Annotated in this window: 23 protein-coding genes; 11 read left to right on the plus strand and 12 right to left on the minus strand. The window is 63.0% G+C overall.

The window, feature by feature from the left end; all coding sequences use genetic code 11:
- The first annotated feature begins 97 nt into the window (after positions 1-97).
- The gene (locus tag AC1MEK_RS12075; protein WP_480396514.1) at positions 98-721 is read left to right on the plus strand and encodes a cytochrome b/b6 domain-containing protein; all 624 of its coding nucleotides are present in this window, start codon (positions 98-100) and stop codon (positions 719-721) included.
- Positions 714-1,484 (plus strand): molybdopterin-dependent oxidoreductase, encoded by a 771-nt coding sequence (locus AC1MEK_RS12080; protein WP_480396515.1) that lies wholly within the window; start codon positions 714-716, stop codon positions 1,482-1,484. Before AC1MEK_RS12075 ends, AC1MEK_RS12080 begins: the two co-directional genes overlap by 8 nt.
- Positions 1,485-1,804: 320 nt before the next feature.
- Here AC1MEK_RS12080 and efeO (AC1MEK_RS12085) read toward each other — a convergent pair whose 3' ends face one another.
- From efeO (AC1MEK_RS12085) to AC1MEK_RS12105, 5 genes are all read right to left on the minus strand, one after another.
- Positions 1,805-2,626 carry an iron uptake system protein EfeO gene (gene efeO, locus AC1MEK_RS12085; protein WP_480396516.1) on the minus strand — a complete coding sequence of 274 codons (822 nt, stop codon included), beginning with the start codon at positions 2,624-2,626 and terminating at the stop codon, positions 1,805-1,807.
- A 27-nt stretch (positions 2,627-2,653) separates the two neighbouring features.
- A complete protein-coding gene (gene efeB / locus AC1MEK_RS12090; protein ID WP_480396517.1) occupies positions 2,654-3,973 on the minus strand; it encodes an iron uptake transporter deferrochelatase/peroxidase subunit in 1,320 nt (439 codons plus the stop codon).
- A gap of 68 nt (positions 3,974-4,041) precedes the next feature.
- Positions 4,042-5,250: an iron uptake system protein EfeO gene (gene efeO / locus AC1MEK_RS12095; protein WP_480396518.1), complete on the minus strand. Its 1,209-nt coding sequence runs from the start codon at positions 5,248-5,250 to the stop codon at positions 4,042-4,044.
- Positions 5,251-5,258: 8 nt separating this feature from the next.
- Complete coding sequence (gene efeU / locus AC1MEK_RS12100) at positions 5,259-6,128, minus strand: iron uptake transporter permease EfeU (RefSeq protein WP_480396519.1); 870 nt, start codon at positions 6,126-6,128, stop codon at positions 5,259-5,261.
- A gap of 237 nt (positions 6,129-6,365) precedes the next feature.
- Positions 6,366-7,259 carry a LysR family transcriptional regulator gene (locus AC1MEK_RS12105; RefSeq protein ID WP_480396520.1) on the minus strand — a complete coding sequence of 298 codons (894 nt, stop codon included), beginning with the start codon at positions 7,257-7,259 and terminating at the stop codon, positions 6,366-6,368.
- A gap of 267 nt (positions 7,260-7,526) precedes the next feature.
- Between AC1MEK_RS12105 and AC1MEK_RS12110 the strand changes: the two genes are divergently transcribed.
- The 3 genes from AC1MEK_RS12110 to AC1MEK_RS12120 are packed head-to-tail and all read left to right on the plus strand — an operon-like array spanning position 7,527 to position 10,492.
- Positions 7,527-8,819 (plus strand): CitMHS family transporter, encoded by a 1,293-nt coding sequence (locus tag AC1MEK_RS12110; RefSeq protein WP_480396521.1) that lies wholly within the window; start codon positions 7,527-7,529, stop codon positions 8,817-8,819.
- Positions 8,820-10,178 carry an acyclic terpene utilization AtuA family protein gene (locus tag AC1MEK_RS12115; RefSeq protein ID WP_480396522.1) on the plus strand — a complete coding sequence of 453 codons (1,359 nt, stop codon included), beginning with the start codon at positions 8,820-8,822 and terminating at the stop codon, positions 10,176-10,178.
- A complete protein-coding gene (locus tag AC1MEK_RS12120) occupies positions 10,175-10,492 on the plus strand; it encodes an AtuA-related protein (protein ID WP_480396523.1) in 318 nt (105 codons plus the stop codon). Before AC1MEK_RS12115 ends, AC1MEK_RS12120 begins: the two co-directional genes overlap by 4 nt.
- 158 nt (positions 10,493-10,650) lie before the next feature.
- Here the strand turns inward: AC1MEK_RS12120 and AC1MEK_RS12125 are convergent, their stop codons facing one another.
- Together AC1MEK_RS12125 and AC1MEK_RS12130 are read right to left on the minus strand one after the other, a co-directional pair.
- The gene (locus AC1MEK_RS12125) at positions 10,651-11,364 is read right to left on the minus strand and encodes a DUF3142 domain-containing protein (RefSeq protein ID WP_480396524.1); all 714 of its coding nucleotides are present in this window, start codon (positions 11,362-11,364) and stop codon (positions 10,651-10,653) included.
- A gap of 23 nt (positions 11,365-11,387) precedes the next feature.
- Positions 11,388-13,553 (minus strand): PA5441 family protein, encoded by a 2,166-nt coding sequence (locus AC1MEK_RS12130; RefSeq protein ID WP_480396525.1) that lies wholly within the window; start codon positions 13,551-13,553, stop codon positions 11,388-11,390.
- A gap of 379 nt (positions 13,554-13,932) precedes the next feature.
- On the opposite strand from AC1MEK_RS12130, the gene AC1MEK_RS12135 reads away from it, so the two are divergent.
- The gene (locus tag AC1MEK_RS12135; protein WP_480396713.1) at positions 13,933-16,068 is read left to right on the plus strand and encodes a TonB-dependent siderophore receptor; all 2,136 of its coding nucleotides are present in this window, start codon (positions 13,933-13,935) and stop codon (positions 16,066-16,068) included.
- A gap of 133 nt (positions 16,069-16,201) precedes the next feature.
- Here the strand turns inward: AC1MEK_RS12135 and AC1MEK_RS12140 are convergent, their stop codons facing one another.
- Positions 16,202-17,515 (minus strand): sensor histidine kinase, encoded by a 1,314-nt coding sequence (locus AC1MEK_RS12140; RefSeq protein ID WP_480396526.1) that lies wholly within the window; start codon positions 17,513-17,515, stop codon positions 16,202-16,204.
- Entirely contained in the window at positions 17,512-18,252 is a 741-nt protein-coding gene (locus tag AC1MEK_RS12145) for a response regulator (RefSeq protein WP_480396527.1), read from the minus strand. Before AC1MEK_RS12145 ends, AC1MEK_RS12140 begins: the two co-directional genes overlap by 4 nt.
- Positions 18,253-18,557: 305 nt before the next feature.
- Between AC1MEK_RS12145 and AC1MEK_RS12150 the strand changes: the two genes are divergently transcribed.
- The 5 genes from AC1MEK_RS12150 (at position 18,558) to AC1MEK_RS12170 (ending at position 23,239) form a co-directional block, all read left to right on the plus strand.
- Positions 18,558-18,821 carry a DUF2790 domain-containing protein gene (locus AC1MEK_RS12150; RefSeq protein ID WP_480396528.1) on the plus strand — a complete coding sequence of 88 codons (264 nt, stop codon included), beginning with the start codon at positions 18,558-18,560 and terminating at the stop codon, positions 18,819-18,821.
- 44 nt (positions 18,822-18,865) lie between these two features.
- Positions 18,866-19,102: a hypothetical protein gene (locus AC1MEK_RS12155; RefSeq protein WP_480396529.1), complete on the plus strand. Its 237-nt coding sequence runs from the start codon at positions 18,866-18,868 to the stop codon at positions 19,100-19,102.
- A 288-nt stretch (positions 19,103-19,390) separates the two neighbouring features.
- Entirely contained in the window at positions 19,391-20,443 is a 1,053-nt protein-coding gene (locus AC1MEK_RS12160) for a LacI family DNA-binding transcriptional regulator (RefSeq protein ID WP_480396530.1), read from the plus strand.
- A gap of 178 nt (positions 20,444-20,621) precedes the next feature.
- A complete protein-coding gene (locus tag AC1MEK_RS12165) occupies positions 20,622-21,782 on the plus strand; it encodes an L-talarate/galactarate dehydratase (RefSeq protein ID WP_480396531.1) in 1,161 nt (386 codons plus the stop codon).
- A gap of 188 nt (positions 21,783-21,970) precedes the next feature.
- Entirely contained in the window at positions 21,971-23,239 is a 1,269-nt protein-coding gene (locus tag AC1MEK_RS12170; protein WP_480396714.1) for an MFS transporter, read from the plus strand.
- 220 nt (positions 23,240-23,459) lie between these two features.
- Here the strand turns inward: AC1MEK_RS12170 and AC1MEK_RS12175 are convergent, their stop codons facing one another.
- The 3 genes from AC1MEK_RS12175 to qhpR all read right to left on the minus strand — a co-directional run bounded on the left by AC1MEK_RS12175 (position 23,460) and on the right by qhpR (position 26,860).
- Entirely contained in the window at positions 23,460-24,161 is a 702-nt protein-coding gene (locus tag AC1MEK_RS12175) for a FadR/GntR family transcriptional regulator (RefSeq protein WP_480396532.1), read from the minus strand.
- 41 nt (positions 24,162-24,202) lie between these two features.
- A complete protein-coding gene (locus tag AC1MEK_RS12180; protein ID WP_480396533.1) occupies positions 24,203-25,516 on the minus strand; it encodes a C4-dicarboxylate transporter DctA in 1,314 nt (437 codons plus the stop codon).
- Positions 25,517-25,816: 300 nt separating this feature from the next.
- Positions 25,817-26,860, minus strand: a complete 1,044-nt coding sequence (gene qhpR, locus AC1MEK_RS12185; protein ID WP_480396534.1) for an AraC-like transcriptional regulator QhpR — start codon at positions 26,858-26,860, stop codon at positions 25,817-25,819.
- Positions 26,861-26,963: the final 103 nt, after the last annotated feature.

A 26,963-nucleotide genomic window follows, 5' to 3' on the forward strand; every position in this document is an offset into this window, starting at 1 on the left:
CACCCTGTGGGAGCCAGCTTGCTGGCGAAGAGGTCCGGTCAGGCACCATCGTATTCCGCGATTGATACCAGCTCAGCTCCGCTGTGAAGGGGTAAACATGAAAAAAACCAGAATCCACCCATGGCCCATCCGCCTCACGCACTGGATCAACGCCTTTGGCATGGTCTGCATGTTCATGAGCGGCTGGGGCATCTACAACGCCTCGCCCTTGTTTCGCTTTTCCTTCCCCCGGGATTTCACCCTCGGTGGCTGGCTCGGCGGGGCGCTGGCCTGGCATTTCGCGGTGATGTGGCTGTTGGTGATCAACGGCCTGATCTACGTGCTGTACGGCCTGTTGAGCAAACACTTCAAGCGCGACCTGTTGCCCGTCAGCGCAACGGCGGTGAAGCGCGATCTGCTCGACGCCCTGCGCTTTCGCCTCAAGCACGAGAAGGGCGTGTACAACGCCGTGCAGCGCTTGATGTATTGGCTGGTGCTGGCGGCGGGCGTGCTGATCGTCGTATCAGGGCTGGCGATCTGGAAGCCGGTTCAACTGCAGGAGCTCACTGCACTGTTCGGCGGCTACGACTTCGCGCGCTTCGTGCATTTCGGCGCGATGGCGGCGATCGGCGCGTTCGTCGTCGTGCACCTGGCGCTGGTGTTGCTGGTGCCCAAGACCCTGTTGCCGATGATTACCGGCGGAGTGCGGACCGTCCAAAGCGGGAAGGTTGACCATGATTGAACCGAAAAAACGCGCCATCCAGCGCCTCAAACTGGAACCTGCGCAGCAGACCCAACTGGAAAACCTGCAACGCCGGCACTTCCTCAAGGGCGGCCTGACCGTGGGCGCCATGGCAATGCTCAGCGGTTGCAACCTGCAGGACGGCGATCAGGTCGACAAGGTGCTGTGGAGCATGTCGCGCTGGAACGACCGGGTGCAGGCCTGGCTGTTCAGCGGGCAGAAACTGGCGCCCACCTTCAGCAAGGAGCAGATCCGCAATCCGTTCCCGTTCAACGCCTATTACGCCGAGGACGACATTCCCGATCTGGATGTGGCGGACTGGAAACTCGGCGTCTCGGGGCTGGTGCGCGACAAGGCGCCGTGGACGCTGGAAGGCTTGCGCAAACTGCCGCAGCGCACCGACATCACCCGGCTGATCTGCGTCGAAGGCTGGAGCGCGATCGGGCAGTGGGGCGGGGTGCCACTGAGGACTTTTCTCGAACACGTGGGTGCTGACACCACGGCCAAGTTCGTCGGCTTCAAATGCGCCGACCGCTATTACTCGAGCCTGGACATGCCCACCGCGCTGCACCCGCAAACCCTGCTGGCGCTGGACTTCGGCGAAGTGGCCTTGCCACCGAGCTACGGCTACCCGCTGCGCATCCGCGTGCCGACCAAACTGGGTTTCAAGAACCCCAAGCACATCGTCGAGATCTTCGTGAGCAACGACTATCCGGGCGGGTATTGGGAGGATCAGGGGTATAACTGGTTCAGCGGGATTTGATGGCAGGTCTGGGGGTCAATGCAACCTGTGGGAGCCGGCTTGCTGGCGAATGCGGCGTGTCATTCAACACATCCGTGTGTGGCACATTGCATTCGCCAGCAAGCCGGCTCCCACGCCCTCCGGGCAGAAGCAGATTGCATTGCCCATCGCGTTTTGTAGTGCGCCGAATAAAAATCCCGCCTGCCGATCTCTCGGCTGGCGGGATTTTTTGTTCGCCGTCGTAGCAGCACGGCTTGCCGGCGGGCGGTCTGTCTGTGACGAATATTTCGCCTGACACACCGCCCCGCCGGCAAGCCGTGCTGCTACAGGACTGTGGTTACTCAGTTCAGACCGAGCTTGCCACGCATCTGCGACAGGTCTTCAGCCAGGGTGTTGACCGGGCCGGCCAGGGCCTTGCGGTCGGCTTCCTTGACCTTGTCGTAGGTCTCGTAGCCGCCGTCCTTGGTCTTGTACTTGGCCAGGATCTTGTCCACGGTGGCGAAGTTCTTGTCGACCTTGGCTACGAAGGCTGCATCAGACTTCTGCAGTTGCGGCTTGAACAGGTCGACGATTTTCTTCGAGCCGTCGACGTTGCCCTGGAAGTCATACAGGTCGGTGTGGCTGTAACGGTCTTCTTCACCGGACAGCTTGGTCGCAGCGACTTCTTCCATCAGCGCGGCGGCGCCGCCCACCACTTTCTCCGGCGGGAAGGTCATGTCGGCGATGCGCGATTGCAGCTCTTTGACGTCAGCCAGCAGCTTGTCGGCGAACTTTTCCTGATCCTTGGTGGTGTTCTGCGAGAACAGCGCGTACTCCAGGCGGTGGAAGCCGGTGAAATCATCGGCCTTCACGCCGTTTTCGTGGTCGTCTTCGCGCGAGTCGATCGACGCGTCCAGGTCACTGAACAGCTCGGCGATCGGCTCGATGGACTCGTAGGAAACGCGAGTGGTCGGGAAAAGTTTCTTGGCGGTGGCCACGTCGCCTTTCTTCACGGCGTCGGTGAACTTCTGGGTGTCCACGACCAGCTTGTCGACGTTTTCCGACACGTAGATCTTGTAGTCCGAAACCGGGGTCACCAGATCCAGTGGCGCGGTGGCCGCGAACACGGAGGGGGTCTGCAACAAGCCAAGGGTAACCAACAGCGCGAGAGGCGACTTTTTCATGGAGCTCTTCCTGTGAGGTAAGGGTTGTCAGGCAGTTTTTGTTTTTACAGCGGCGGCAGCGGCCAGCAGCGACCGGCCAATGAAATCGTTGTTGTCCTTGACGCCCGGCAAGGTGAAGAAATAACCGCCGCCGGTGGGCTTGAGGTATTCCTCCAGCGGCTCGCCGTTCAGGCGCGTCTGCACGGCGATGAAGCCTTTTTCCAGATCCTGCTGGTAGCAGATGAACAGCAGGCCCATGTCCAGCTGGCCGTTCTTGTTGACCCCGTTGGAGTAGTTGAACGGGCGACGCAGGATCAGGTTCTTCTGGGTCTCTGCGGTGCGCGGATTGGCCAGGCGAATGTGCGAATCGAGCTTGGTGATTTTGCCTTCCGGGTCCTTGGTGTAGTCCGGTACGTCGGTCTCTTTCTTGCCGTCCATCGGCGCACCGGCGGCCTTGGTTCGACCGAAGATCGATTCCTGTTCCTGCAGTGGCGTGCGGTCCCAGCGCTCGACGAAGTTGCGGATGATCCGCACCGCCTGATAAGTGCCGTTGACTGCCCAGGCTGGCTCGTCGCTGCCCGGCTGGACCCAGACCACTTCGTTCATGGTCTTCTGGCTGTTGGAGTCCGGGTTGGCCGAGCCGTCACGGAAGCCCAGGAAGTTACGTGCGCTTTCCGGCGTCTGGCCCGGCTTGAGCGGCGGCTGGGCAGGTACGGTACCTTCCTGTTTCCAGCGCACCAGCAGAAGGTCCGGCAGGTTTTTCACGATGTCGCGCAGGGCGTGGATGTTGCTGTCCGGGGCGTTGGAGCAGAACTGAATGCTCAGGTCGCCGTGGCAGCAGGCCGCTTCCAGCGCGTCGTTGGGAAAGCCGACCATGCGCTGCAGGCGCTTGGGCTTGACGTGTTCCAGGCCAAAGCGCTCATCGAACAGCGAGTCGCCTACCGACACGGTGATGGTCAGGTTGTCCGGGGTCACCACCGGGCCGAGGATGCCGGAATCCAGTGGCGGCAGCTTCGGGTCGACCTGGGGCACGGCGCCGCCGGTCATCAGGAAGGCGATGCGCTCGTTGAGGGTGCGGAACAGGCGCTCAAGGTCTTCACGGTCCTGGGCCAGTACGTCGAAGGACACCATCATGCCGGCGACCGGACGCGGCGTGACGATCCCGCTCTGGTGGATGCCGTGGAATTCGTTGTGGTCCTGGGTCTTGTCGCTTTTCGGCGCTTCGGTCACTTGTGCAGGCGCGGTTGCTGCCAGCGCATTGCCGCTGATGCTGGCACCGGCAATGGCGGCGCCGGCAGCGCCCAGACCGAGCAGGACACGACGGCGTTCAGCGGAAATCGGGGCGTTGGTTGAATCGAACTCTTTCATGGTGAATGCTTACTTCGCTCGGGTTTCAAGAGGCCAGGCGGGCGCATTGGGCACCCGCCCGGGCACGCTTACAGGCCGGTGAGGCCCAGGGCCGGATCGATTCCATCGAGTGCATCGGCCAGTGCCTTGGCCTTGTCGGAAATCTGTTTCTTCTGCTCGCTGCTGACCTGGTCATACGGCTTGTAGCCGTCGTCGCTCTTGAGCATCAGCAACTGATCGTCCAGCGCGGTGGCCGCGTCGTCGATCTTCTTCAGCACATCGTTCGAGGTCTTGGCCAGCAATGGACGCAGCAGGTCGACAACCTTGCGCGTACCTTCCAGGTTGGCGGCGAAACCGCCGACATCGATGTGGCTGTAGCGCTCTTCCTCGCCGTTGCTGCGGATCTCGGCCAGGCTTCTGATGTTGCGTACCACCATGCTTGCCAGCTGCTCGGGGGCAATGGTCTGGGCCAGCAGTTGCTCTTTCAGCGAAGCGATGTCGCTCTGCAGCTTCTGCACCACTGGTGCCAGGCCATCGACCGACTTCTGCGAGAACAGGCCAAATTCGATGCGGTGGAAGCCGCCGAAAGCAGGATCCTGCTCGCGTTTTTCGAAGTAGTCGGCGCGGGCGTTGATGGCGTTGTCCAGTTCGGCCAGGCGCTGGGCGGCCGGGGCGATGCGTTGGTACGCAGCACGCGCAGGGGCGTAGGCTTTCTGGGCGGCGGCGAGGTCACCGCCTTCGATGGCCTGCTGCAAGTCGTTGACAGCGCGGATCAATGCGCTGCTGCGAGTGCTCAGGTACACGCGGTACTCCGACAGCGGGCCGATGAAGGCCACCATCGAAGGACGGGCCTTGGCCGCCGCTTCCGACTCGGCGGTCGGGGTCACGTGCAGGGTGCCGCGCGGGTTGCTCAGCAGGCCGCAGGTGATCGCGTAGTCGCCCGGTTGCAGGTTGGCGTTGATGATCTGGCTCAGGCCGGGCGCGATGTTCTCGCGCTCTTCGATCACCAGTACGCCGTCGAGGATTTCCCATTCCACGGCGCGTTCGGAGGCGTTGACGATACGGAACGCGTTCTTGCCCGCAGGCACGGTCAGGGCGTTGGGTTCGCAGTTTTTGGCGTGGATGGTCACCACGGTTTCGTTGCCCGCGTTGGCGATGCGCTTTTTCTGCGCCGCCTGGGACGCGTAATAGAACAGGCCGCCTGCGGCGATCATCAGAATCACGGAGCCCGCGACCGCGAATTGCAGGGCGCGTTTAGGCTTGGCTTTCTCGGGAAGGCCGGTGGGACTGGTGGTCATGGTTGCCCTTATTTATTCGTAACTGAAGAAGAGTGGCCGTGTTCATGGGCCGGGCGGGTAGGCAGACTAACTACCCGTGGTTGCGGCAGGAAGAACAGCACCAGCGCGAACACCAGATACGCCAGGTAGACGGTCAGCACGCTGACGGTCGGGGCATCCTGATAGCCGAACATGCCGGCCAGCACCGAGCCGGTCGGGCCGTCCATGGGCAGAATCGTGCTGATGTCGAAGACCACGGTCTGGAAGTGGTTCCACAGGCCGGCTTCGTGCAGCGCCTGCACCGAGTTGGCGAGAATGCCTGCTGCCACCACGAGGATGAACAGGCCGGTCCAGCGGAAGAACCGGCCCAGGTTCAGGCGCATGCTGCCGCTGTAGATGGCAAAGCCGATGGCTACTGCGATGAGCAGCCCCAGCAGGGCGCCCAGCGGTGCCGAGGCCCCTTCGCTCTGCTGAAAGATCGCCAGCAGGAAGAACACGGTTTCAAGACCCTCGCGGGCCACGGCGAAGAACACCATGGCGATCAGCGCGTAGGTCTGGTTTTTCGAACCGGCCAATGCGGCATCGAGGGAGGCGTGCAGCTCGTGTTTGATGGAGCGCGCCACCTTGCGCATCCAGAACACCATGGAGCTTAGAATGATCACGGCCACCAGGCCCACCAGGCCTTCGAACAGTTCCTGTTGCTTCTGCGGGAATTCGGCGCTGACCATTTCCAGACCACCGCCGACGAACAGCGCCAGGGCCGCTGCGAGGAAAACCCCGATCCACACGGCGGGCATCCACTCGCCACGGCCGGTCTGACGCAGGTAACTGGCAATGATGCCAACGATAAGCGCGGCTTCAATCCCCTCGCGCAACATGATCAAGAATGGAACAAGCATTTATCACCGGAGCAAATCTGATAGGGTGTGCGGCGTGAACGCAGCCAGAAGCATTCGCATTCAGCCAGTGGTAACATAATGATACTCATTATTGAATGAGCATACTTGTTTTTTTGCAATTTCTGGGATTTGTGCAGGTGTTCAGGTCGCGTTCAGCCACATCAGAAACCGACCCGTAGCAGCATGGCTTGCCAGCGGGAGCGATCTTGAGAATGTCCCCGCCGGCAAGCCGTGCTGCTACGGGGCGCAAGTTGGCAACTCATTCTTCATCACCTCGACAAACCGCTGCGCCGCCGGGCTCAACCCGTAGCCCGTCCGGGTGATCAAACCGATCTCCCGATTCACCCCCGCATGCTCGATGCGCACCTGCGCCAGATCACCGCGGCCTTCGTCGGCAGATTCCGGTAGCAGGGTCATCCCCAGCCCCTGGCGCACCAGGGCCATGACCGTCGACATGTAGTTGGCTTCCAGCCCCGGCGTCAGCGCCAATCCCTCTTCAGCGAACAGCCGTTCCACCCGCTCGCGCACGCTGCTGTCGCGGCCGGTGAGGATGATCGGTTGCCCGGCCAGTTCCGCCAAGGCAATGGACTGGCGTGAAGCCAGCGGATGGTCCAGCGGCACGAACAGGCTCAGGCGGTCCATCATCACCACCTCGAACTCCAGCCCGTGGCCCAGTCGTGCCCGCACGCCCAGGCCGAAATCCACTTCCCCTTCGCGCACCAGCGCATCGATGCGCTGGGCCACCACATCGCGCAGGCGCACCTCGACGCCGGGGAACTGCTGGCGAAAGCGCTTGAGGATCGGTGGCAACGCGCCGGAGCACATCGAGGGCAGGGCAGCGATGGTCACCACGCCACGGCGCAGGGCGGCGAGATCGCGGGAGCCGCTGACGATGTTGTCCAGGTCCAGCAGCAGTTTTTCCATCGGCCCGCGTGCGCTCTGCCCGGCGGCGGTCAGGGCGACATGGCGCGGGCTGCGTTCGAGCAGGGCAACGCCCAGCCAGTCTTCCAGTTGCTGGATCTGCACGGTGAGCGCCGAGGGCGAGAGGTTCAGCTCCACCGCTGCCTTGGCGAAGCTGGCGCTGTGGGCCACGGCCAGGAAGGCGCGGATGTGCTGGATCGAGTTTTTCATGGTGCCTCTCTTGTTCTATTTACACCGTCCGTAGCAGCACGGCTTGCCGGCGGGAGCGATATGTCTGTGACGAAAATGTTGCCTGACACAACGCTCCCGCCGGCAAGCCGTGCTGCTACGGGGTAAATCATGCCCTGCGTTCTGTTTTTCCGAACATGAGCCTGTGAACATTTCAATTTACAAAGCATACCCCCGTTTCGATACTCGCTGAAAACAACAACAGCTCGTTCCGCCGCCCGCCGGAGAGGAATGACGAAGGATCAGCCCATGCCCGCCACACTCGGTGTCATCACCATTCTCTGTTTGCTCGCCGCCGTCATGAGCAAGCGCCTGTCGCCTCTGGTTGCCCTGATCGCCTTGCCGATCATCGCCGCGCTGATCGGCGGTTTCGGCCTGCAGACCAGCGCCTTCATCATCACCGGTATCAAGAACGTCGCCCCCGTGGTCGGCATGTTCGTGTTCGCCATTCTGTTTTTCGGGGTGATGACCGACGCCGGGATGCTCGACCCGATCATCGACCGCATCCTGCGCACGGTCGGTACGCGCCCGACGCGGATCGTGGTGGGTACCGCGCTGCTGGCGCTGTTGGTGCATCTGGACGGCTCCGGCGCGGTGACTTTTCTGGTGACGGTGCCGGCGATGCTGCCGCTGTACACGCGGCTGGGTATCGACCGGCGGATTCTGGCGTGCGTCGCGGCGATGGCGGCGGGGGTGAATTTCCTGCCCTGGACCGGACCGGTGCTGCGTTCGTCGGCAGCCCTGCATGTGCCGGTGGCCGAGCTGTTCCAGCCGTTGATTCCGGTGCAGATCGTCGGCCTGGCTTTTGTGTTCGCCACGGCCTGGTGGCTGGGGCGTCGTGAAGAAAAACGCCTGGGCCTGGGTGCCGGTGTAAAAGTGGATGTCGTCCCCGAGCGCGTGCTGACCGAGCAGGAAGAAGTGCTGCGCCGCCCGCGTCTGTTCTGGCTCAACCTGCTGCTGACGGTCGTGGTCATGGCGGTGATGATCGCCGGTTGGGTCGACCCGGTGGTGATGTTCATGGTCGGCACCGTGCTGGCGCTGTGCATCAATTACCCGAACGTCGACGCCCAGCGGGCGCGGATCGATGCCCACGCAAAAACCGCGCTGACCATGGCCAGCATTCTTCTGGCGGCCGGGGTGTTCACCGGCATCATGCAGGGCACCGGCATGCTCAAGGCCATGGCCGAGGTGGCCGTGGCGCAGATTCCCGCCGGGCACGGCAAGCTGATTCCGATGGTGGTGGGTTTCCTGTCCATGCCATTGAGCCTGTTGTTCGACCCGGATTCCTTCTATTTCGGGGTGATGCCGGTGATCGCCGAAGTCGGTCGCGCCCTGGGCGTCGACCCGCTGCAAGTGGCCCAGGCTTCCTTGCTGGGCGTACACACCACCGGCTTTCCGGTCAGCCCGCTGACGCCTGCGACCTTCCTGCTGGTGGGCCTGTGCAAGATCGAACTGGCCGACCATCAGCGTTTCACCATCCCGTTTCTGTTTGCCGCATCGGTGCTGATGACCCTGACCGCACTGCTGCTGGGAGTGTTCTGAATGAAAACCTTACGTATCGGCTCTGGCGCCGGTTATTCGGGCGACCGCATCGAGCCTGCGGTGGAGCTGGCCGGCAAGGGCGGGCTGGATTATCTGGTGTTCGAATGCCTGGCCGAGCGCACCATCGCCCTGGCGCAACAGGCGCGGTTGGGCGATCCCGAGTCCGGTTTTGACCCGCTGCTCGGTGAACGCATGCGCCGTGTGCTGCCATTCGTGGCCCGTGGGCGGCAAACCGGTCAGCGGCGCCTGCGGCTGATCAGCAACATGGGCGCGGCCAACCCGCTGTCGGCGGCCAGAGAAGTACGGCGCATTGCTGCCGAGCTGGGGCTGCATGGCCTGAAGGTCGCGGCGCTGACCGGCGATGACGTGCTCGCCCGCCTCGATCCCGAGCAGTTGCTGGACAACGGCGCCACGGTCGGCTCGCTGGGCGAGCGGCTGATTTCTGCCAACGCTTATCTCGGCGCCGAGGGCATCGTCGATGCGCTCAGGGCCGACGCCGATGTGGTGATCACCGGGCGGGTGGCCGATCCCTCGCTGTTTCTCGCCCCGCAGCTGTTCGAGTTCGGCTGGGCCGCAGACGACTGGACCCGCCTGGGGCGCGGCACGCTGATCGGTCATCTGCTCGAATGCGCCGGGCAGATCACCGGCGGCTACTTCGCCGATCCCGGTTACAAGGATGTGCCGGATCTGGCGCGACTGGGCTTTCCGCTGGCCGAAGTCGACCCTGAAGGGCACGCAGTGATCGCCAAGGTCGCAGGCTCTGGCGGGCGCATCGACACGGCGACCTGCACCGAGCAGATGATCTACGAGGTGCATGATCCGAAGGCGTATCTGACGCCGGACGTGACGGCGGATTTTTCCGGGGTGTCGTTCAGCGCCATTGCCGAGAATCAGGTCAGGGCCTCCGGTGCCGAGGGCCGCGCGCGCCCGGACACGCTGAAAGTCTCGGTGGGCTATCTGGATGGCTGGATCGGTGAAGGACAGATTTCCTACGGCGGGCCCGGCGCGCTGGCCCGCGCGCGACTGGCCCGGGAGGTGGTGCTGGAGCGGCTGAAAATCATTGGCGTGGTCTGCGATGACGTGCGGGCCGAGCTGATTGGCGTGGATTCGCTGCACGGCGCTGAACTGGGTTCCCGGGCCCAGGCCGAGCCCTGGGAAGTGCGCTTGCGGGTGGCTGCCCGTTGCGCGGACAAGGCCTGCGCCGTGCGCATCGGCAGTGAAGTGGAAACCCTTTACACCAACGGCCCCTATGGCGGCGGCGGGGCGACCAAGGGCGTGCGCCAGGTGGTGGCGGTGGCGTCGCTGTTGCTCGATCGCGATGCGGTCAAGCCACAGGTTCATCTGGAGGATGCATCGTGAGTGCAGTCAAATTGCGTGAGCTGGCCCATTCCCGTACTGGGGACAAGGGCGATACCTCGAATGTCTCGGTGATCGCCTTCAAGGCGGAGGATTATCCGCGTCTGTGTGAGCAACTGACGATCGAGCGGGTAACGGCACATTTTGCCGGCTTGCTCGACCCGAGCGCCGGGCCGGTGCGGCGCTATGAGTTGCCCAATGTCCATGCGCTGAACTTCGTGCTGCCGGGCATCCTCAAGGGCGGCGTGACCCGCTCGCTGGCCCTGGATGCCCACGGCAAGGCGCTGGGCGCGGCGTTGCTGGATATCGACATCTGATTGAAAGCACGCCGCTGTCTGCATTTGATTCTGGCCGCAGGCCGTGGGAGCCGGCTTGCTGGCGAATGCAGTGTGTCAGACATCAAAAGGTTGAATGACACACCGCATTCGCCAGCAAGCCGGCTCCCACAGGTGTGAAGCTCGCACGCTTGCGCTATTCATTTTCGATTCTGCAAAAACACCACATACCCGCGAAACCATGGGCTGTGCTGCAGAAAATCCGGCGCATTCCAGTCCCCGCCCTGAATCAGCCCCACCTTGAACGGCAGCCCCAGGCGGCTCATGCGTGGCAGGTAGGCGGCGTAGTCGGGGATGCTGTGGCGGCCCTGGTAGGTCTGCACGACCACTTCATCCACCACGCCGCGCAACTGGCCGATGGCCTGCGGATCGGCGTTGCTGCTCCAGTCCATGAGCCCGGTGATGCTCAGCTTGTAGCGGGCGGGCAGGCGCTGGCGCAGGTCTTTGAGGAAGGTCACGTAATCCTGCAGGTAGCGGGTGCGGGCGTCGAAGTCGATCTGCACGCCGGCGACCGCATTGCCCGCCTGTTGCCAGCGCGAAACCTGCCCCAGCATCTGGCGGTAGACCGACTCCGGCCAGCGCAGGGTATGGGCGCGGTAGACGATCCAAAGCTCCTGTTGCTGCAGGCGACTGACGCTCATGCCCTGTGCGATGAAATCCACCCGCTGGCGGTCGCGGCGCGGGGCGAAGATCTGGCCCTGCAACACATACAGGGTTTTGGCCTGCTCCAGCACCGGCTGCGAGGCCACGCCGCTCCACAGCCAGAATGCGTCGTGATCCCGCGCATCCACTCCCGCCCAAGCCGGACTCACGCCGAGCCAGGCGATCAACAGCGCACACAGCCGTGTTTTCATTGCCAAGCGCAACGGCGTATTCACTACCAGTAATACTGCAGCGACTTGCCCCACGACGTCTGGGCGTAGGTGCTCTTGAGCTGCCTGAACCAGCCCTTGCGTACCGACGGCGCCACGTCCTTGCCGCCGCAACTGTTGTAGCCCGACGGCGCATAGCAGTTGATCGCGCGGTACAGCGCGTAGGCCTTGTCGTCGCGGGGGGCGGCGTTGTTGGCGATCACGCTCTGATAGCCGTCCAGACGGGAGAACACCTCACCCTTGAAACCCGGTTCGCTGCTGGCCAGTTGTGGCGAAGCCGGGCGTTGATCCAGCGGCATGCTGTCCAGACCGTTGCGCAGAATGAATTCGCCCAGGCAGTTCAGGCCTTTTGGGTCCTTGCCGTTGGCCTGCAAGGCTGCGGCGGTGTCGGCGATGCTCGGACAGCTGTAACTGGACTCAGCCTTGTCGCCGTTCCAGCGGAACAACTGCAGGCTCTGGCCCGCGCCATAGACATAGCCCAGGCTGGTGCCGAGCTTGTCGTCGGCAGGCTTTTGCGGCAGCGCCTTGAGGTCCTCGGCGAAGTCGGCGTACTGGCCGCGCAGCAGGTCCTTGTACAGCAACACGAACTGCGCAGTAGCCTTCTCGCTGGCGCTGATGCCCTGGGTGATCTGCTGCTGCAACAACTCGCGGCCGGCCAGCTTGCCCAGCAGAATCAGCCGCACTTGCGCTGACTGAACGGGTGAGTCGGCGGCGAACACCTTGGCGAGCTGGCCGCTGTGCTCATAGTTGATGGCCAGCGCCAGTTCCAGTTGCTCCCGTTGCAGCGGCTGCTTCGCCTGCGGCAAAAGTTTCAGCCACAGCGCCTGGGCGCCCGGCAAGTCGTTGCTCGCTTCCAGCGCCAGGCCGCGCAGGGTCTGCTGGCTGAAGCTGAAGTAATCAAGGCTTGCGGGGACGTCCTTGGGCAGCGACTTCAGCGCCTCGCCGGGATTGTGCTCGATGTAAAAGGCGAACACCGCCTGCAGGTAATCGAACAGCGCGGGTTGCTCGGCGAACACGTCCTTCTGCGCCAGCAATTGCTCGCGGGTCAGCTTCGCCGAGCCGTCCGGACGCATCAGCATCAGGTCGTTGGTCGCGGTCAGCAGCGGGGTGGCGAGGTTGCCAGACGAAGTGATCAGCAGCTTGTTGTCGACTTCCTGAATCAGCGCATCCATCGACCCATTGCGCTGCTGGTCGTCGGCCTGAGTCAATTGCCAGACGTAGTCGCCCGCCAGTTTGTCGCTTTCGCCCGCCAGCCAGTGCACGCGGCGCAGCAGGCCCTTGGCGGACACGGCGTAGGTGCCTTTCGGGTAGGCGTTCAGATACTGCTCGAAGGCCTGTGCGACGTTGGCGTAGGGCGCCGGATCAAGGTCGTCCTTGCGCGTACCGTACTCGTCGAACGCGTTCTGCTGGGCGTCGTTGAGCAGGGTGCGGGCGACCATATACAGCGAGATTTCCTTGAGCCACGGCTGGGCGCTGTCGCTCAGGCTGGCAAAGCCTTTTTCGGCGTCGGCGAAACGGCCGCTGTAGAAATCCGTGGCGGCTTTGAGGTAGGTGAGAAAGCCCTGGCCCTCGGCCGACTGGATGTCGGTGGGCAGCAGCGCGGTCAGTTTCTCGCCTTCCCAGGTACAGGCGTCGAGCAATTGTACGCGGCTACGCGCCAGGCTCTTGCGCTCGGCGTCGGGGAGGGTGGCGCTGCCCAGCAACTGGCCGACAAACTGCGCGGCGCTATCATCGCGGTTGCTGCGGCAGCGGCTGCCTTCGCCTTGCAGAAAGGCCTGGCCCGCGCTGTCGGTGGAATCGCGCTTGATGCCGAGTTTTTCCAGCAGATCGCTCAGCGCCGCCTTGCCCGATTCCTCGCTCTCGTCACCCTCAATCTCGGCAATGTCCAGCCGCGCCACCGGGAACGGCACGGGGCCGAAACCTTCGGACAGTTCGTCCTCGGTCAGCGCAGCGGGTTTGATTTCCAGCGCCTTGCGGTCGGCCAGCAGCAATCGCAGGTTGACCCGGCTGTCATTGCCGGGTGTCAGGAAAGCCAGGTTGTTGCAGACATCCAGCGAGTCGCGCAGCAGCGACCACGTGGGGTAGCAGGAGTCGTCACCGCTGGCCTGAACCTGGCCAGAAAGCGTCGCGCCGATGATCAATGCAAGAGGCGTCAGGGAGCGGGTACGCATGAACAATCCTTGATTTCGCTACGTAGGAGGAGGGTGAGGCGCGGCGAATGATACAGCTTGTTTCAGCAAAACCGGATTGATGGCACTTTGAACTAGATCATGAAGTCACCGCAAATCCCGTAGCAGCACGGCTTGCCGGCGGGAGCGTTGTGTCAGGCAATATCGTCGTCACAGACATATCGCTCCCGCCGGCAAGCCGTGCTGCTACGGGTTGTGCGCGAAACGGAAAATTTTTCAGAAAAGAGGTGAGGTAAATCCCCGCGGCATCCGTGTAGTGAGAATCAGATTCGTTTTCAGCGAACGCCACCACCACTCGACACCCCAGGATTTACCACCCATGACCGGTTCCTTCGCCCGTTTCGCTTCACGTCCCGCCTCCTTGCTGAGCGTCTGTTCGGCCACCGCGCTGTGGTGTTCGCTGGGCGCAAGCCCATTAGCGCTCGCTGAAGAGATGCAACTGGACGCCACCAATATCGACGCCACCTCCCAGCGCGAAGTCAGCGAAACCGAGCACAGCCGCACCAGTTATCAGGCGCGCAAGGCCTCGGTCGCCACCCGCACCGAAACGCCGCTGGTGGAAGTGCCGCAGACGGTCAACGTGGTCACCAACCGGGTCATCGAAGACCGCCAGCCGACCAGTCTGGATGAAGCGATCAACGCAGTCAGCGGGGTCAAGCAGGGCAACACCCTGGGCGGCACCCAGGATGCGATTCAGAAGCGTGGCTTTGGCACCAACCGCGACAACTCGATCATGCGCGACGGTATGCAGTCGGTGCAGGCGCGCAATTTCACCCCGACCATCGAGCGCATCGAAGTGCTCAAAGGCCCGGCCTCGATGCTCTATGGCGTGCAGGACCCGGGCGGGGTGATCAACGTGGTGACCAAGAAACCGCAACTGGTCGACGCCCGTTCGATTTCGGTGTTCGGCAGCAGCTTCGGCGGCGGCGGCGAGCAGATCGACCTGACCGGCCCGATCGGCAGCAACGGCCTGGCCTACCGCTTCATCGCCGACAAGCAGAACTACGACTACTGGCGCAATTTCGGCAGCATCGACCAGTCGGTAATCGCGCCGTCGCTGGCCTGGTACGGCGACGACACCACCGTTTCGGTGGCCTACGAGCACATGGAATACTCGGTGCCGTTCGACCGTGGCACACAGATCAACACCAAGACCGGCAAGGTGCTCGACATCCCACGCAATCGCCGTCTGGACGAGCCGTTCAACGTCACCACCGGGCGTTCCGATTCGCTGGACCTGCGCATGGACCATCGCCTGAACGACACCTGGACCCTGCGCACCGGTTACGCCTACAGCCGCAACTACTACAACGACTATCAGTCCCGCTTCATCTCGGCCAACTACAACACTGGCGCCGTCACCCGCCGTGGCGATGCCACCCGCGATGCCGTGCAGTACGCACACACCGCCACTGTGAACATGCTCGGCAACCTGTACTGGGGCGATGTGCGCCACGAGGTGCTGTTCGGCGCCGATTACATGAAGAACTACCGCGAACTGGGCGACCTGTATCGCAGCGCCAACCGCACCGATTTCAACTACAACAACCCGGTGTACGGCGTCACCCAGCAGCCGAGCACAGTCAGCGCTGCCAACAGCGACCAGACCGACCACCTACGCACCCATGCGTTCTTCGTGCAGGACGCCATTCATCTGAACGATCAATGGATTTTCCAGGCGGGCCTGCGTTACGACGCCTTTGACGAGATGACCGGCAAGGGCCGGCCGTTCGTGGTCGGCGCCGATGTGAAGGACAGCAAGGTGGTGCCGCGGGTCGGGCTGGTCTACCTGATTCAGCCGGACTGGTCGGTGTACGGCAGCTACACCGAGTCGTTCCGCCCCAACACCTCGATTGCCTCGCCGATTGGCGACTTGCCGCCGGAGGAGGGCAAGGCCTACGAGATCGGTACCAAGTTCCAGAACGATGCGATCACCGCCACCGTGGCGCTGTTCAACATCAACAAGCAGAACGTGCAGACCAGCGAGCCTTGCGGCGTGAATGGCAGCGAAACCTGCACGCGGGTATCGGGCGAGGTGCGTTCGCGTGGGCTTGAAGCGGACATCACCGGGCAACTGGACGCGTTCTGGAGCATCACCGCCAGCTACGCCTACACCGACACCAAGGTGCTGGAAGACCCGGTGCTCAAGGGCGAGCCGCTCGATGGCGTGTCCAAGCATACCGGCGCTGTGTACCTGACCCGCGACTTCGGCCATGTCGGCATCGGTGATCTGCGGGCCGGCGCCGGTGCGCGCTTTGCCAGCCGTTGGGGCGTGAACGACGGTTCCGGGACCGAGTACTACCTGCCGTCGTCGAAGGTGGCCGATGCGTTCGTGGCCTACAAGATGAAGCTCGACGAGCGCGACCTGACGCTGCAACTGAACTTGAAGAACATGTTCGACGAGAAGTACTACACCTCGGCCAGCGGCCTGGGTTCACCGGCCATTTCCATCGGCGAGCCACGGCAACTGGTGGCGCGGGCGAAGCTGGAGTTCTGATGTTCTGAATGACACCCCGCCCCGTAGCAGCACGGCTTGCCGGCGGGAGCGGTGTGTCAGGCAACATATTCGTCACAGTCATATCGCTCCCGCCGGCAAGCCGTGCTGCTACGGGTGAGGTTTACGCAACTTTCTATTTCACCGCCGCCGGCAAACTCAACTGCGCACACAACCCGCCGCCCTCGCGGTTGGACAAGCTCAGTGAGCCGCCCAGGGCGTGGGCCAGTTGCTGGGAAATCGCAAGGCCCAAGCCGGTGCCGCCGGTGTCGCGGTTGCGCGAGCTTTCCACGCGGTAGAAGGGCTTGAGCACTTCCGGCAACTCCGCCTCGGCAATCCCCGGCCCGCGGTCGAGCACCTGCACGGCCAGGCTCTGGTCGGCATTGACCTGCACCTTGATCTCGGCCGCACCGGCGAATTTCAGGGCGTTGTCGGTGAGGTTCACCAGCACCCGGCGCAAGGCATGAGGGCGGGTCTGGATCACCGCGCCGGTCTTGCCGCACAGCTCCACCTGCTTGTTCATGTCCTGATAGTCGAACATCAGGCTGTCGAGGAACGAATCCAGATCCACCCGGCGGCTGGCCTCAGTGGAGGTGTCCATGCTGCGGGCGTAGGCCACGCCTTCCTGCACCAGATGCTGCATCTCGGACAGATCGCTCCACAGCTTCTCTTTCTCGATGCCCTCGTCCATGAATTCGGCGCGCAGTTTCATGCGGGTGATCGGGGTTTGCAGGTCGTGGGAAATCGCCGCCAGCAACTGCATGCGCTCCTTCACGTAATTGGCGATGCGCTGCTGCATGGTGTTGAACGCCACGGCGGCATAGGCCACTTCGGTGGGGCCAGTTTCGTCCAGGCGAATGCCGTCGCCATTGGGGTCCAGGTTGTCCACCGCCTCGGACAGCCGGGTCAGCGGACGAATCGCCGTGCGTACCGCAAGCCAGGTGCACACGCCCAACAGCACCAGTTGCATGATCAACAGCAGCGGCAACCACGGCGACAGCGGGGTGATCGACGGACGCACGTCGATGGTCAGCGGCGTGCCGTCCTTGAGCGTCAGGTGTGCCTGATAGTGCGGGCGGCTGTCATTGATATTGTTGAAGCTCAGGGCGTAGTCGTTGCCCAGCGTGGCCTGCATCGACTTTACCGACACCGGCACCTTGCTCATGTCCATCGCCGGGCCGGTCTTGCCGGTGCCGAGCATGTACATGTAGTTGGGATGGGCGAAACGCGGCAGCCAGGCGGCGCGCTCGTCGGCGGGCAGGCGTTCGAGCACGGCGATGGTGGTGCTCAGGTCCTGTTCCAGGTTGCCCAGCATCAGGGTCATCGCGCTCTGGTAGCGCTCGTAGAACTGCAAGCCGAACGACATGCCATGGGCCAGCGCCAGGCTGATCAGAAAAATCAGCGACAGCCGCGAGGCCAGGGTGCGCGGCCAGCCGAAGCGAAATTTCATACCGCGTCCCCGAGAATTTCCACGGCGTAGGTGAACACATAGCCTTCACTGCGCACGGTCTTGATATAGGCCGGATCCCGTGCATCGTCGCCCAGGCGCTGGCGTAGGCGGCTGACCAGCAGGTCGATGGAGCGGTCGAAGAGGTCGGCGTCGCGGCCCTGGGTCAGGTTCAGCAACTGATCGCGGCTGAGCACACGCTGCGGGTGATCGACGAAGGTACGCAGCAGGCGGTATTCGGCGCCACTCAAGGCGACCACGGTGCCTTCGGCGTCCAGCAGGTGGCGGGCGGTGGTGTCCAGTTTCCATTTGCCGAACGCCAGCAGACGCCCGGCTTCGGTGACGATCAGGTTGGGCGGCAACATCCGCGTGCGGCGCAGCACCGAGTTGATCCGCGCCAGCAGTTCGCGGGCGGCGAAAGGTTTGACCAAGTAATCGTCGGCGCCCATTTCCAGGCCGATAATGCGGTCGGTTTCGTCGCTGCGGGCGGTGAGCATCAGCACCGGGGTGGTCTTGTGCTTGCCGGTGCGCAGTTCGCGACACAGCTGCAGACCGTCGTCGCCGGGCATCATGATGTCCAGCACGATCAGGTCGACCTGATTGGATTCGAGAAAGGCACGCATCTGCCGGCCATCGGCGACCACCGTCGAGCGCAGCCCGTTCTTCTTCAGGTAGTTGCCCACCAGTTCCCGGATCTCGCGATCGTCATCGACGATCAGAATGTGGTCCACGTGCTCCATTGCTCAACTCCCCGTATTCATTGACCTGTGGCGCATCTTAACGAGCCGCGCGCGGCTTGCCTGCCACCCTTTGTATTGCACTGTATCTGGCACCTGAATGCTTACATCCGGATGCAAAAACGGATTTTTCCAGCGCAAATGTATCGTTGTGTATCCAGACGGCGCTATGACACTTAGTGATTACTTTCCAGCGTTTGGCGACACATCCGGGATACCTGCCGGGCGTTCAATGGGACCCATCGAGACAACGCAAACACAGCGCCTCGAACCCCTTACTGAAAACCCTTGAATACCCGGAGACGAACATGAACGTGAAAAACCTGACTATCGCCGCCGTATTTTCCGTCCTCAGCCTCGCTGGCCTGTCGGCCCAGGCCCAGGACAACGTGCCAGCGCACAACTTCATGTACGGCGAGCACCTGGACATCGCCCGCAGCCTGTCTTCCGACTCGGACTCAAGCCCCGCCTGCGGCGTGGTCGGCAGCCACCTCAAGTACGTCGACTCCCACGGCCAGAAGCAGACCCTGAACTACCTGTCCGTCGCCCAGAGCTGCGACAACGACAACTGATTGCTGATTAAAGCCCCGTTTACCCACGAATCGAGGAATACGCCATGAAACGCTTGAAAATCGCCCTTACCGCCATCGGCTTCACCCTGGCAGGCATCGCCATCGACGCCGGCGCCGCCACCCAAAAAGCCTGCGCCGACCAGGGCCAGTGCTTCCAGCTGGCGCCGAAAGTCGCCGAAAACGGCTCCGACCAGACCCCGCTGGGCATGTGGCTTCAGAACCACGGCCAGACCGTGGCCGAGGGCGGGTCCGAGCACACGGCGATTGGCCGGTTGGCGTGAGGCTGATGCAGCGCGACGGTTCGGCTGGCTGGCAGCGGCGATTTCGAAGACGCCCCGCCGGCAAGCCTTGCTGCTACGTCGGGCTGTGGTGCTTATAGATTGCGTGACATACCCCGCCCCCGTAGCAGCACGGCTTGCCGGCGAGGCGTTCTTGAGGTCGCTGTCGCCGGCAGCCCTTGCACCTCCGCATATTCCAGTGCTTGTCCCCCCAAGCTTTGTTAAATTCCCCTCCTGCGCCGCTCACCTTTGGGCGGCGGCGTTTTTCATGGGTTGGAAGCGGAATTCTTCATGCCGAAAAAACCAGGCAAGCCTGCCGGGCACGAGTCGTCGACGGTGCCGAAGAAGGCGTCGAGTCTTACCTTGATCGATGTGTCCAAAGTGGCGGGCGTGTCGCCCATGACGGTGTCGCGGGCGTTGAACCGGCCCGATCTGGTCACCGAGGAGACGCGGGAGAAGGTGCGCGAGGCGGTGCGCAAGACCGGTTACGTGCCCAACATGCTGGCGGGCAGCCTGGCGAGCAATAAGAGCCGGCTGGTGGCGATCTTTCTGCCGACCATCGCCAACTCGATCTTCGCCGACACGGTGCAGGCCCTGATGGACCGGCTGACCCAGGCCGGCTACCAGACGCTGCTCGGCCTGACCGGCTACGACGCCGAGCAGGAAGAAAAACTCCTCGAAGCGGTGCTCGGGCGACGCCCGGACGGCATCGTGCTGACTGGTACCCTGCACACTGAGTCCAGCCGGGTGCGGCTGGCCCAGGCGGGAATTCCGGTGGTCGAGGCGTGGGACTTGAGTGAAGACCCGATCGACATGCTGGTGGGGTTCTCCCACGAGCAGGTCGGCATCGATACCGCGCGGCATTTGCTGGGCAAGGGCTACAAGCGTTTTTCCATCGTGGCCATCGGCGACCCTCGTGGTCTGCGCCGCCTGAACGCGCTGACGGCGGAGCTGAAAAAGCACGGCGTCGATGACGTGCCGATGCAGATTCTCGCGCCACCGGCCACGCTGCAGGTGGGCAGGGAAGGGCTGGCCGGGTTGCTCGATAGCGGCGTGACCACCGATGTGGTGGTGTGCAGTTCCGACACCGTCGCCCAGGGTGTGCTGGCCGAGGCGGCGAGCCGTGGCTTGCGCGTGCCCGAGGATCTGGCGGTGATGGGTTTTGGCGACCTGAGCAGCGCCGCGCAGGTGCACCCGGCGTTGTCCACCGTGCGCGTAGACGGCAATCGCATCGGCCTGCAGGTGGCTCAGGCCTTGCTCGACCGCTTCGCCGAGCGCAGCACCAGCGCCTCAGCCGTGCGGGTCGATACCGGCTTTACCCTGATCGATCGCGCCAGCACCTGATCCCCGATTTTTCAGATTCGCCGACAAACGTACTCTTGAATGATTGCGCAATCAGTGTAAGATCCGGCCCATGGTGATCGGCTTTTTCAGGCTGATTGCCTTTTTTACCGGTCTAGATGATTGCGCAATCATTGCCTTCCAATTTCGAATGCAGCACACAGATCAGGGGCGCGAATCCATGCTCGTACAACAAGAAAACAACCTGTCCGGCGACAACGACCAGATCACCTGGGTCAAGGTCTCCTCGGTGTTCCTGCCGCTGGCCAACCCGATCAGCGACGCCAAGGTGCTGACCGGTCGGCAGAAGCCGATGACCGAAATCGCCATTCTGGTGGCCGAGATCGAAACCAAAGACGGCCATCGCGGCCTGGGTTTCAGCTACTCCAAGCGTGCTGGCGGCCCGGGCCAGTTCGCCCATGCCAAGGAAATCGCCCCGGCGCTGATCGGCGAAAACCCCAGCGACATCGCCAAGCTGTGGACCAAGCTGTGCTGGGCCGGTGCCTCGGTGGGCCGCAGCGGCCTGTCGACCCAGGCGATCGGCGCCTTCGACGTGGCGCTGTGGGACCTCAAGGCCAAGCGCGCCAACCTGTCGGTGGCGCGACTGTTGGGCGCTCAGCGGGATTCGGTGCGCTGCTACAACACCTCCGGCGGCTTCCTGCACACGCCGCTGGAGCAATTGCTGCACAACACCGACATGTCCCGGGAGAAGGGCATCGGCGGCATCAAGCTGAAAGTCGGCCAGCCGGATTGCGCGATCGACCTGCACCGCGTCGCCACCGTGCGTAAACACCTGGGCGATGACTTCCCGCTGATGGTCGACGCCAACCAGCAATGGGATCGCCCGACTGCCCAGCGCATGTGCCGCCGCTTCGAGGAATTCAACCTGATCTGGATCGAGGAGCCGCTGGACTGCTACGACGCCGAGGGCCACGCCGCGCTGGCGCAGCAGTTCGACACGCCGATTGCCACCGGTGAAATGCTCACCAGCGTGGCCGAGCACGCCGAGTTCATCAAATTGCGCGGCGCCGATTTCCTGATGCCCGACGCGCCACGGGTCGGCGGTATCACCCCGTACCTGAAGGTCGCGGCGATGGCCGAGCAGGCCGGGCTGATGCTGGCGCCGCACTTTGCCATGGAGTTGCACGTGCACCTGGCCGCGGCCTATCCGACCGAGCCGTGGGTCGAGCATTTCGAGTGGATGGAGCCGCTGTTCAACGAGCGCCTGGAAACCCGCAACGGCCGCATGCTGGTGCCGACCCGTCCGGGCCTGGGCCTGTCGCTGAGCGAGCAGGTCAAGGCGTGGACTGCGCAAGTGGCCGAGGTGGGCACCCGCGCCTGACCGCTCCCCCCCAAAAAAAAGCAAAGCGTCTGTACATGACCGGGAGCGCCTCGCACGGGGCGCTCTTGCTGGCCGATCTATAAAAACAAGATGAGGGCTTTCATGTGGAAACTTCCAATGTTGCACATTCGGCGGCGCCCATAGCCGCCACCGCCACGCGCACCCGGGTGCGCTACGGCATTCTGGCGATGCTGTTCATTGTCACCGCCATCAACGTGGGCGACCGCGCCACGTTATCCATCACCGGCGCCGCCCTGACCGAGGTGCTGGGCATCAACTCCGTCACCCTGGGCTACATGTTTTCGGCGTTCGCCTGGGCCTACGTGATCGGTCAGTTGCCCGGTGGCTGGCTGCTCGACAAATTCGGATCGGTGAAGGTCTACGGCCTGTCGCTGTTTCTCTGGTCAACCATCACTGTCGCTCAGGGCATGATCGGCTTCTTCTCGGTGCCGGTGGCCATTGGCACGCTGTTCGTGCTGCGCTTCTTGCTGGGGCTGATCGAGGCGCCGGTGTACCCGGCCAACAGCCGGATCGTCGCGGCGTGGTTTCCGTTGCAGGAGCGCGGCCTGGCCACGGTGATCTTCAATTCCTCGATGTACATGTCGGTGGTGCTGTTGGCGCCGGCGATGGGTTTCATCGCGCACCGCTATGGCTGGGAGCATGTGTACTGGTTCATGGGCGGGCTGGGCATTCTGGTCAGCCTGGTCTGGTTCAAACTGGTCAAACCACCGACCGAGCATCCCATGGTCAACAGCGCCGAGCTTGAGCACTTGCGTGAGGGCGGGGCGCAGGTGGACCTGGACAAACCCAAGGCCAAGGGCGGTTTCCAGCCGCGTTTCTCGGACCTGAAGGTGCTGCTGAAAAGCCCGATGATGTGGTCCATCTACCTGGGCAAATACTGCGACACCTCGCTGCAGTATTTCTTCCTGACCTGGTTCCCGGTGTACCTGGTCAAGGGCCGTGGGTTGAACATCATGGAAGCGGGCGCCATTGCCGCGATTCCCGGCATCTGCGGCCTGCTCGGCGCCTTGTGTGGCGGTGCGGTGTGCGACTTCCTGATCCGCAAGGGCTGCTCGCTGTCGGTGGCGCGCAAGATCCCGCTGGTGTGCGGCATGACTATGGGCGCGACGCTTGTGTTCTGCAACTTCACCGAGTCGATGTGGGTGGTAACGGCGCTGATGTCCCTGGCGATCTTCGGCAAGGGCGTGGTGGCGGTGGACTGGACGCTGGTGTCGGACACCTCACCCAAGGAAATCACCGGCATGGCGGGTGGGCTGTTCAACATGTTCGGTAACTTCTCGGGCATCTTCACCCCGATCGTGATCGGCTACATCGTGCAGTCCACCGGCTCGTTCTCCGGGGCGATGTACGTGGTGGCGGCGCATGCACTGGTGGGCGCGCTGGCGTTTTTGAGCATGGGCCAGTTGAAGCGGTTGCAGTTGCAGCGCCAGGCGTGACGAAGAGCGGGATCTGGGGTAACCACGATCTCGCTTCTGGCCGAAGGCCGTGGGAGCCGGCTTGCCTGCGATCTGGCGCGCAGCGGCAGCAAAACCAGGCGACTCAATAGTGTCATTCGTACCGAGTGATCAGGGTTTACTGCCGCTACGCGCCAGATCGCTGGCAAGCCAAGCTCCCACGGCCTTCGGCCAGAATCAAAGGCGGGATCGTGTCGACTCCTCAACCCCGCCCCGGAATATCCAGCTCCACCTCCATGCGCTGGCCTTCTTGAAGAATATGCTCGCGCATCAACTCACTGGCGCCGGCGCTGTCCTTGTTGCGGATCGCGCGTACCAGCGCTTCGGTTTCCTTGAGCCGCGCGGCCAGGTGTTCCGGGGTGTTGCGCAGGGTCGGCGCGCATTGCTTCAAGGCCTGGCTGGTCTGCTGGACCATGCTGCTGAAAATCGGATTCGAGGTCAGGGCGAACAACTGCTCGTGGAAGGCGATGTAGGCGTTGCTGCCCGACTCGCTGTCCTGATCCTCCAGCGCATCGCGCATGTCCATCAGGGTCAGGCGCAGTTCGGCGATTTCCTTCTGGCTGATCGACTGCGCCAACAGGCTGACAATGAACGGCTCCAGCGTGTAACGCAGTTGCATGACATCGGCCAGCGTCGCGTCTGCCACGCCGCTGGCAACCACCGGCGCCACGGACTGCACCGAAGGTTCGTCCAGCACCACTACGCCCTTGCCCGGCATCGAGCGCACCAGGCCCAGGGTTTCCAGCACGATCACCGCTTCGCGCAGGCTCGGCCGGCTGATGCCCAGCTGTTCGGCCAGTTCGCGCTGGCCCGGCAGCATGTCGCCGGAGCGCCACTGCCCGCGGGCCAGTGCCTCGCGCAATTTTTCGACTACGCCGTTAACCACGGTCGATGAACTGATCATCCTGTCGTTCCTGCTCTGTCAGTGAAGCGTGCGAGCACGCTTCAGAATTCCTGTTGGTGGAGTGGGGCGGGGTTCTTCTTGGTTTGAAAGGCAAACCCCTGTTTGCTGGCCAGGACGTTGTTGGCCCGTTTGACGTCGATGTCGCGTTCCCAGCGAGCGATGGCGACGGTGGCCACGCAGTTGCCGATCAGGTTGGTCAGTGCCCGGCCGATGCCCATGAACCAGTCCACGGCCAGCACCAGCACCAGGCCCACCACCGGAATCGCCGGCACGGCAGTCAGGGTCGCGGCCAAAATCACCAGCGCCGAACCCGGGATGCCGTGAGCACCCTTGGAGGTGATCAGCGACACCAGCAGGATCGTCAACAGGTCGGTCAGCGCCAGCGGCGTGCCGGTGGCATTGGCGATGAAGACGATGGCCAGGGTCAGGTAGATCGAGAACCCGTCGAGGTTGAACGAATAGCCGGTGGGAATCACCAGGCCCACGGTGGAGCTGCCGATGCCCATGTGTTCCAGTTTGCGCATGATTTGTGGCAGCACGGCGTCGGAGGAGGCGGTGCCGAGCACGATCAGCAGTTCTTCGCGCAGGTACTTGAGAAACGGCAGGATCTTCAGCCCCGAAGCGCGCATCACGCCGCCCAGAATGATCAGCACGAACGCCGAGCAGGTCAGGTAGAACAGCGCCACCAGGCTGCCCAGGTGCTGCAGCGATTGCACGCCGTATTTGCTGGTGGTGAAGGCGATGGCGCCGAACACGCCGATCGGTGCCAGGCGCACGATCATGCCCATGATGCGAAACACCACGTGGCTCAGCTCGTTGATCAGCCGCGAGATGCCGCTGGCCGACTCACCCACCAGATTCAGCGCGCTGCCGAACAGCACGGCGAACAGCAGCACCTGAAGGATGTTGTTGTCGGCAAAGGCGCCGATCACCGAAGTCGGAATCAGGTCCATGAGAAAGGTCGACGCACCGTGGATCTGCTTGGTGCGCTCGGTGAGATCGCCCATGTCCGCTACGGAGAGCTGGTCCAGATGGATGTTGGCGCCGTTGCCCAGCCCCGTGCCGTAGGCCACGATCAGCCCGATGACCAGCGCGATGGTGGTCAGCACTTCGAAATACAGCACGGATTTGAGGCCGATGCGGCCGACCTTTTTCAGGTCGCCAGCGCCGGAGATGCCGCTGACCACCACGCAGAACACGATCACGCCGATCAGCATCTTGATCAGCTTGATGAAGCCGTCACCCAGGGGTTTGAGTTGCGAGGAGAATTCGGGAAGGGCCAGGCCGCAGATGATGCCGAGCATCAAACCAATGACAACCTGAAGGAAAATCGAACGGGAGCACCATTTGAGCATGATCAGGATCTCTAGTCGGTGTCCTGACCGGGCGTTAGCCTGCGGTCGGACTTAATTATTGTGGTCTTACCGGTATGTCCAATGCGGGGTCAGTCTAGGCCCGGGAAACGATTTGAAACAAGAGGCGAGCTGAAAAGATCTTACCGGTCTGACCAGTGGTCTTTCAGAAACACCGAAGATCAATGTGGGAGCCGGCTTGCTGGCGATTGCGGTGGGTCAGACGCTGCAACGGTGAATGGCACACCGCATTCGCCAGCAAGCCGGCTCCCACAGGGATCGCGGAGAGTCAGGGCAGATGGGTTACTCGCGCCACTGTTTCGGGCTGACCCCGAACCAGCGCTTGAACGCCCGGGAAAACGCGCTGGTTTCCGAGTAGCCGAGCAGGGAGGCCAGTTGCGTGACGCTGAGCTGGCCTTGTCTGAGATGGGCGATGGCCGAGTCCTGGCGGATCTGGTCCACCAGTTGGGTGAAGCTCAGGCCCAGGTCGCGCAGTTTGCGTTGCAGGGCCCATTCGGACAGGCCCAGATGGTGGGCGACTTCGTCGAGCACCGGTTCGCCCAGGTGCAGGGTGGCGAGGATCGATTGCCGGGCACGCTCCAGCAGCAAGGGTTCGCCGCCGGTATCGCCCAGCTGGCGAATCGCGTCCTTGATCAGCATCAGCAGGATCGGGTCGCTGCCGGGCATCGCCTTGGCGATGATGTCGGCCTTGGGCACCAGCAGCGAGTTGCAGCCCTGACCGAACAGCACGTCGGCATGAAAGGCTTCGCGGTGTTCCTGCCAGTCCTGCGGGCGGGCGTGTTCGAACGCCACCTGACGCGGCGCCCAGTCCGGGCCCAGCACATGACGCACCAGATTCAGCGCCATGCCCATGGTCAGTTCGGCGTCCTGGCGGCGTTCGTTGATCGCGCCGTGACGCACCTGATAATCAAAGCGGTAACACTCGCCCTGATCCACCAGCTCGATCAGCGTGCTGTGCTGATGAAAGGGAAAGGCCTGGGAGAAGTTGATCAGGGCTTCTTCCAGGGTGGCCGAGCACAGGCCGATGTAACCCAAGAGGCCCAGGGCCTGAGGCTGAAACTGCTGGCCGTAGCGCAGGCCGAAATTGTCGCAACCGGTCTGGCGCGCGGCTTCTTCCAGCACCTTGCAGTAATTGGGCAGCGGCAGGCTCAGGGTCGGGTGCAGCAGTTGCTCGGGGTCGATGCCGGAGCGGCCGAACACCCGGTCCAGATCGCCGCCATGCTGCACGATGAATCCGTCCAGACCATTGGCGGCAGCCGACAGCACGCCGCGATTGCTGGCGGCAGTGGTGCTGGAAGCCGGGGTCGGGATCAGGGTTTGAAACATCGTGATGAACGGCCGTCATGGTCTGTATGAATTTCTTTCAAGCAAATGTCGTACCTTGTTACAGATTACCCAGTGTTCGTCGCGGATGACCGCCTGTAGACCT

It is taken from the genome of Pseudomonas sp. 2, from assembly GCF_056627435.1.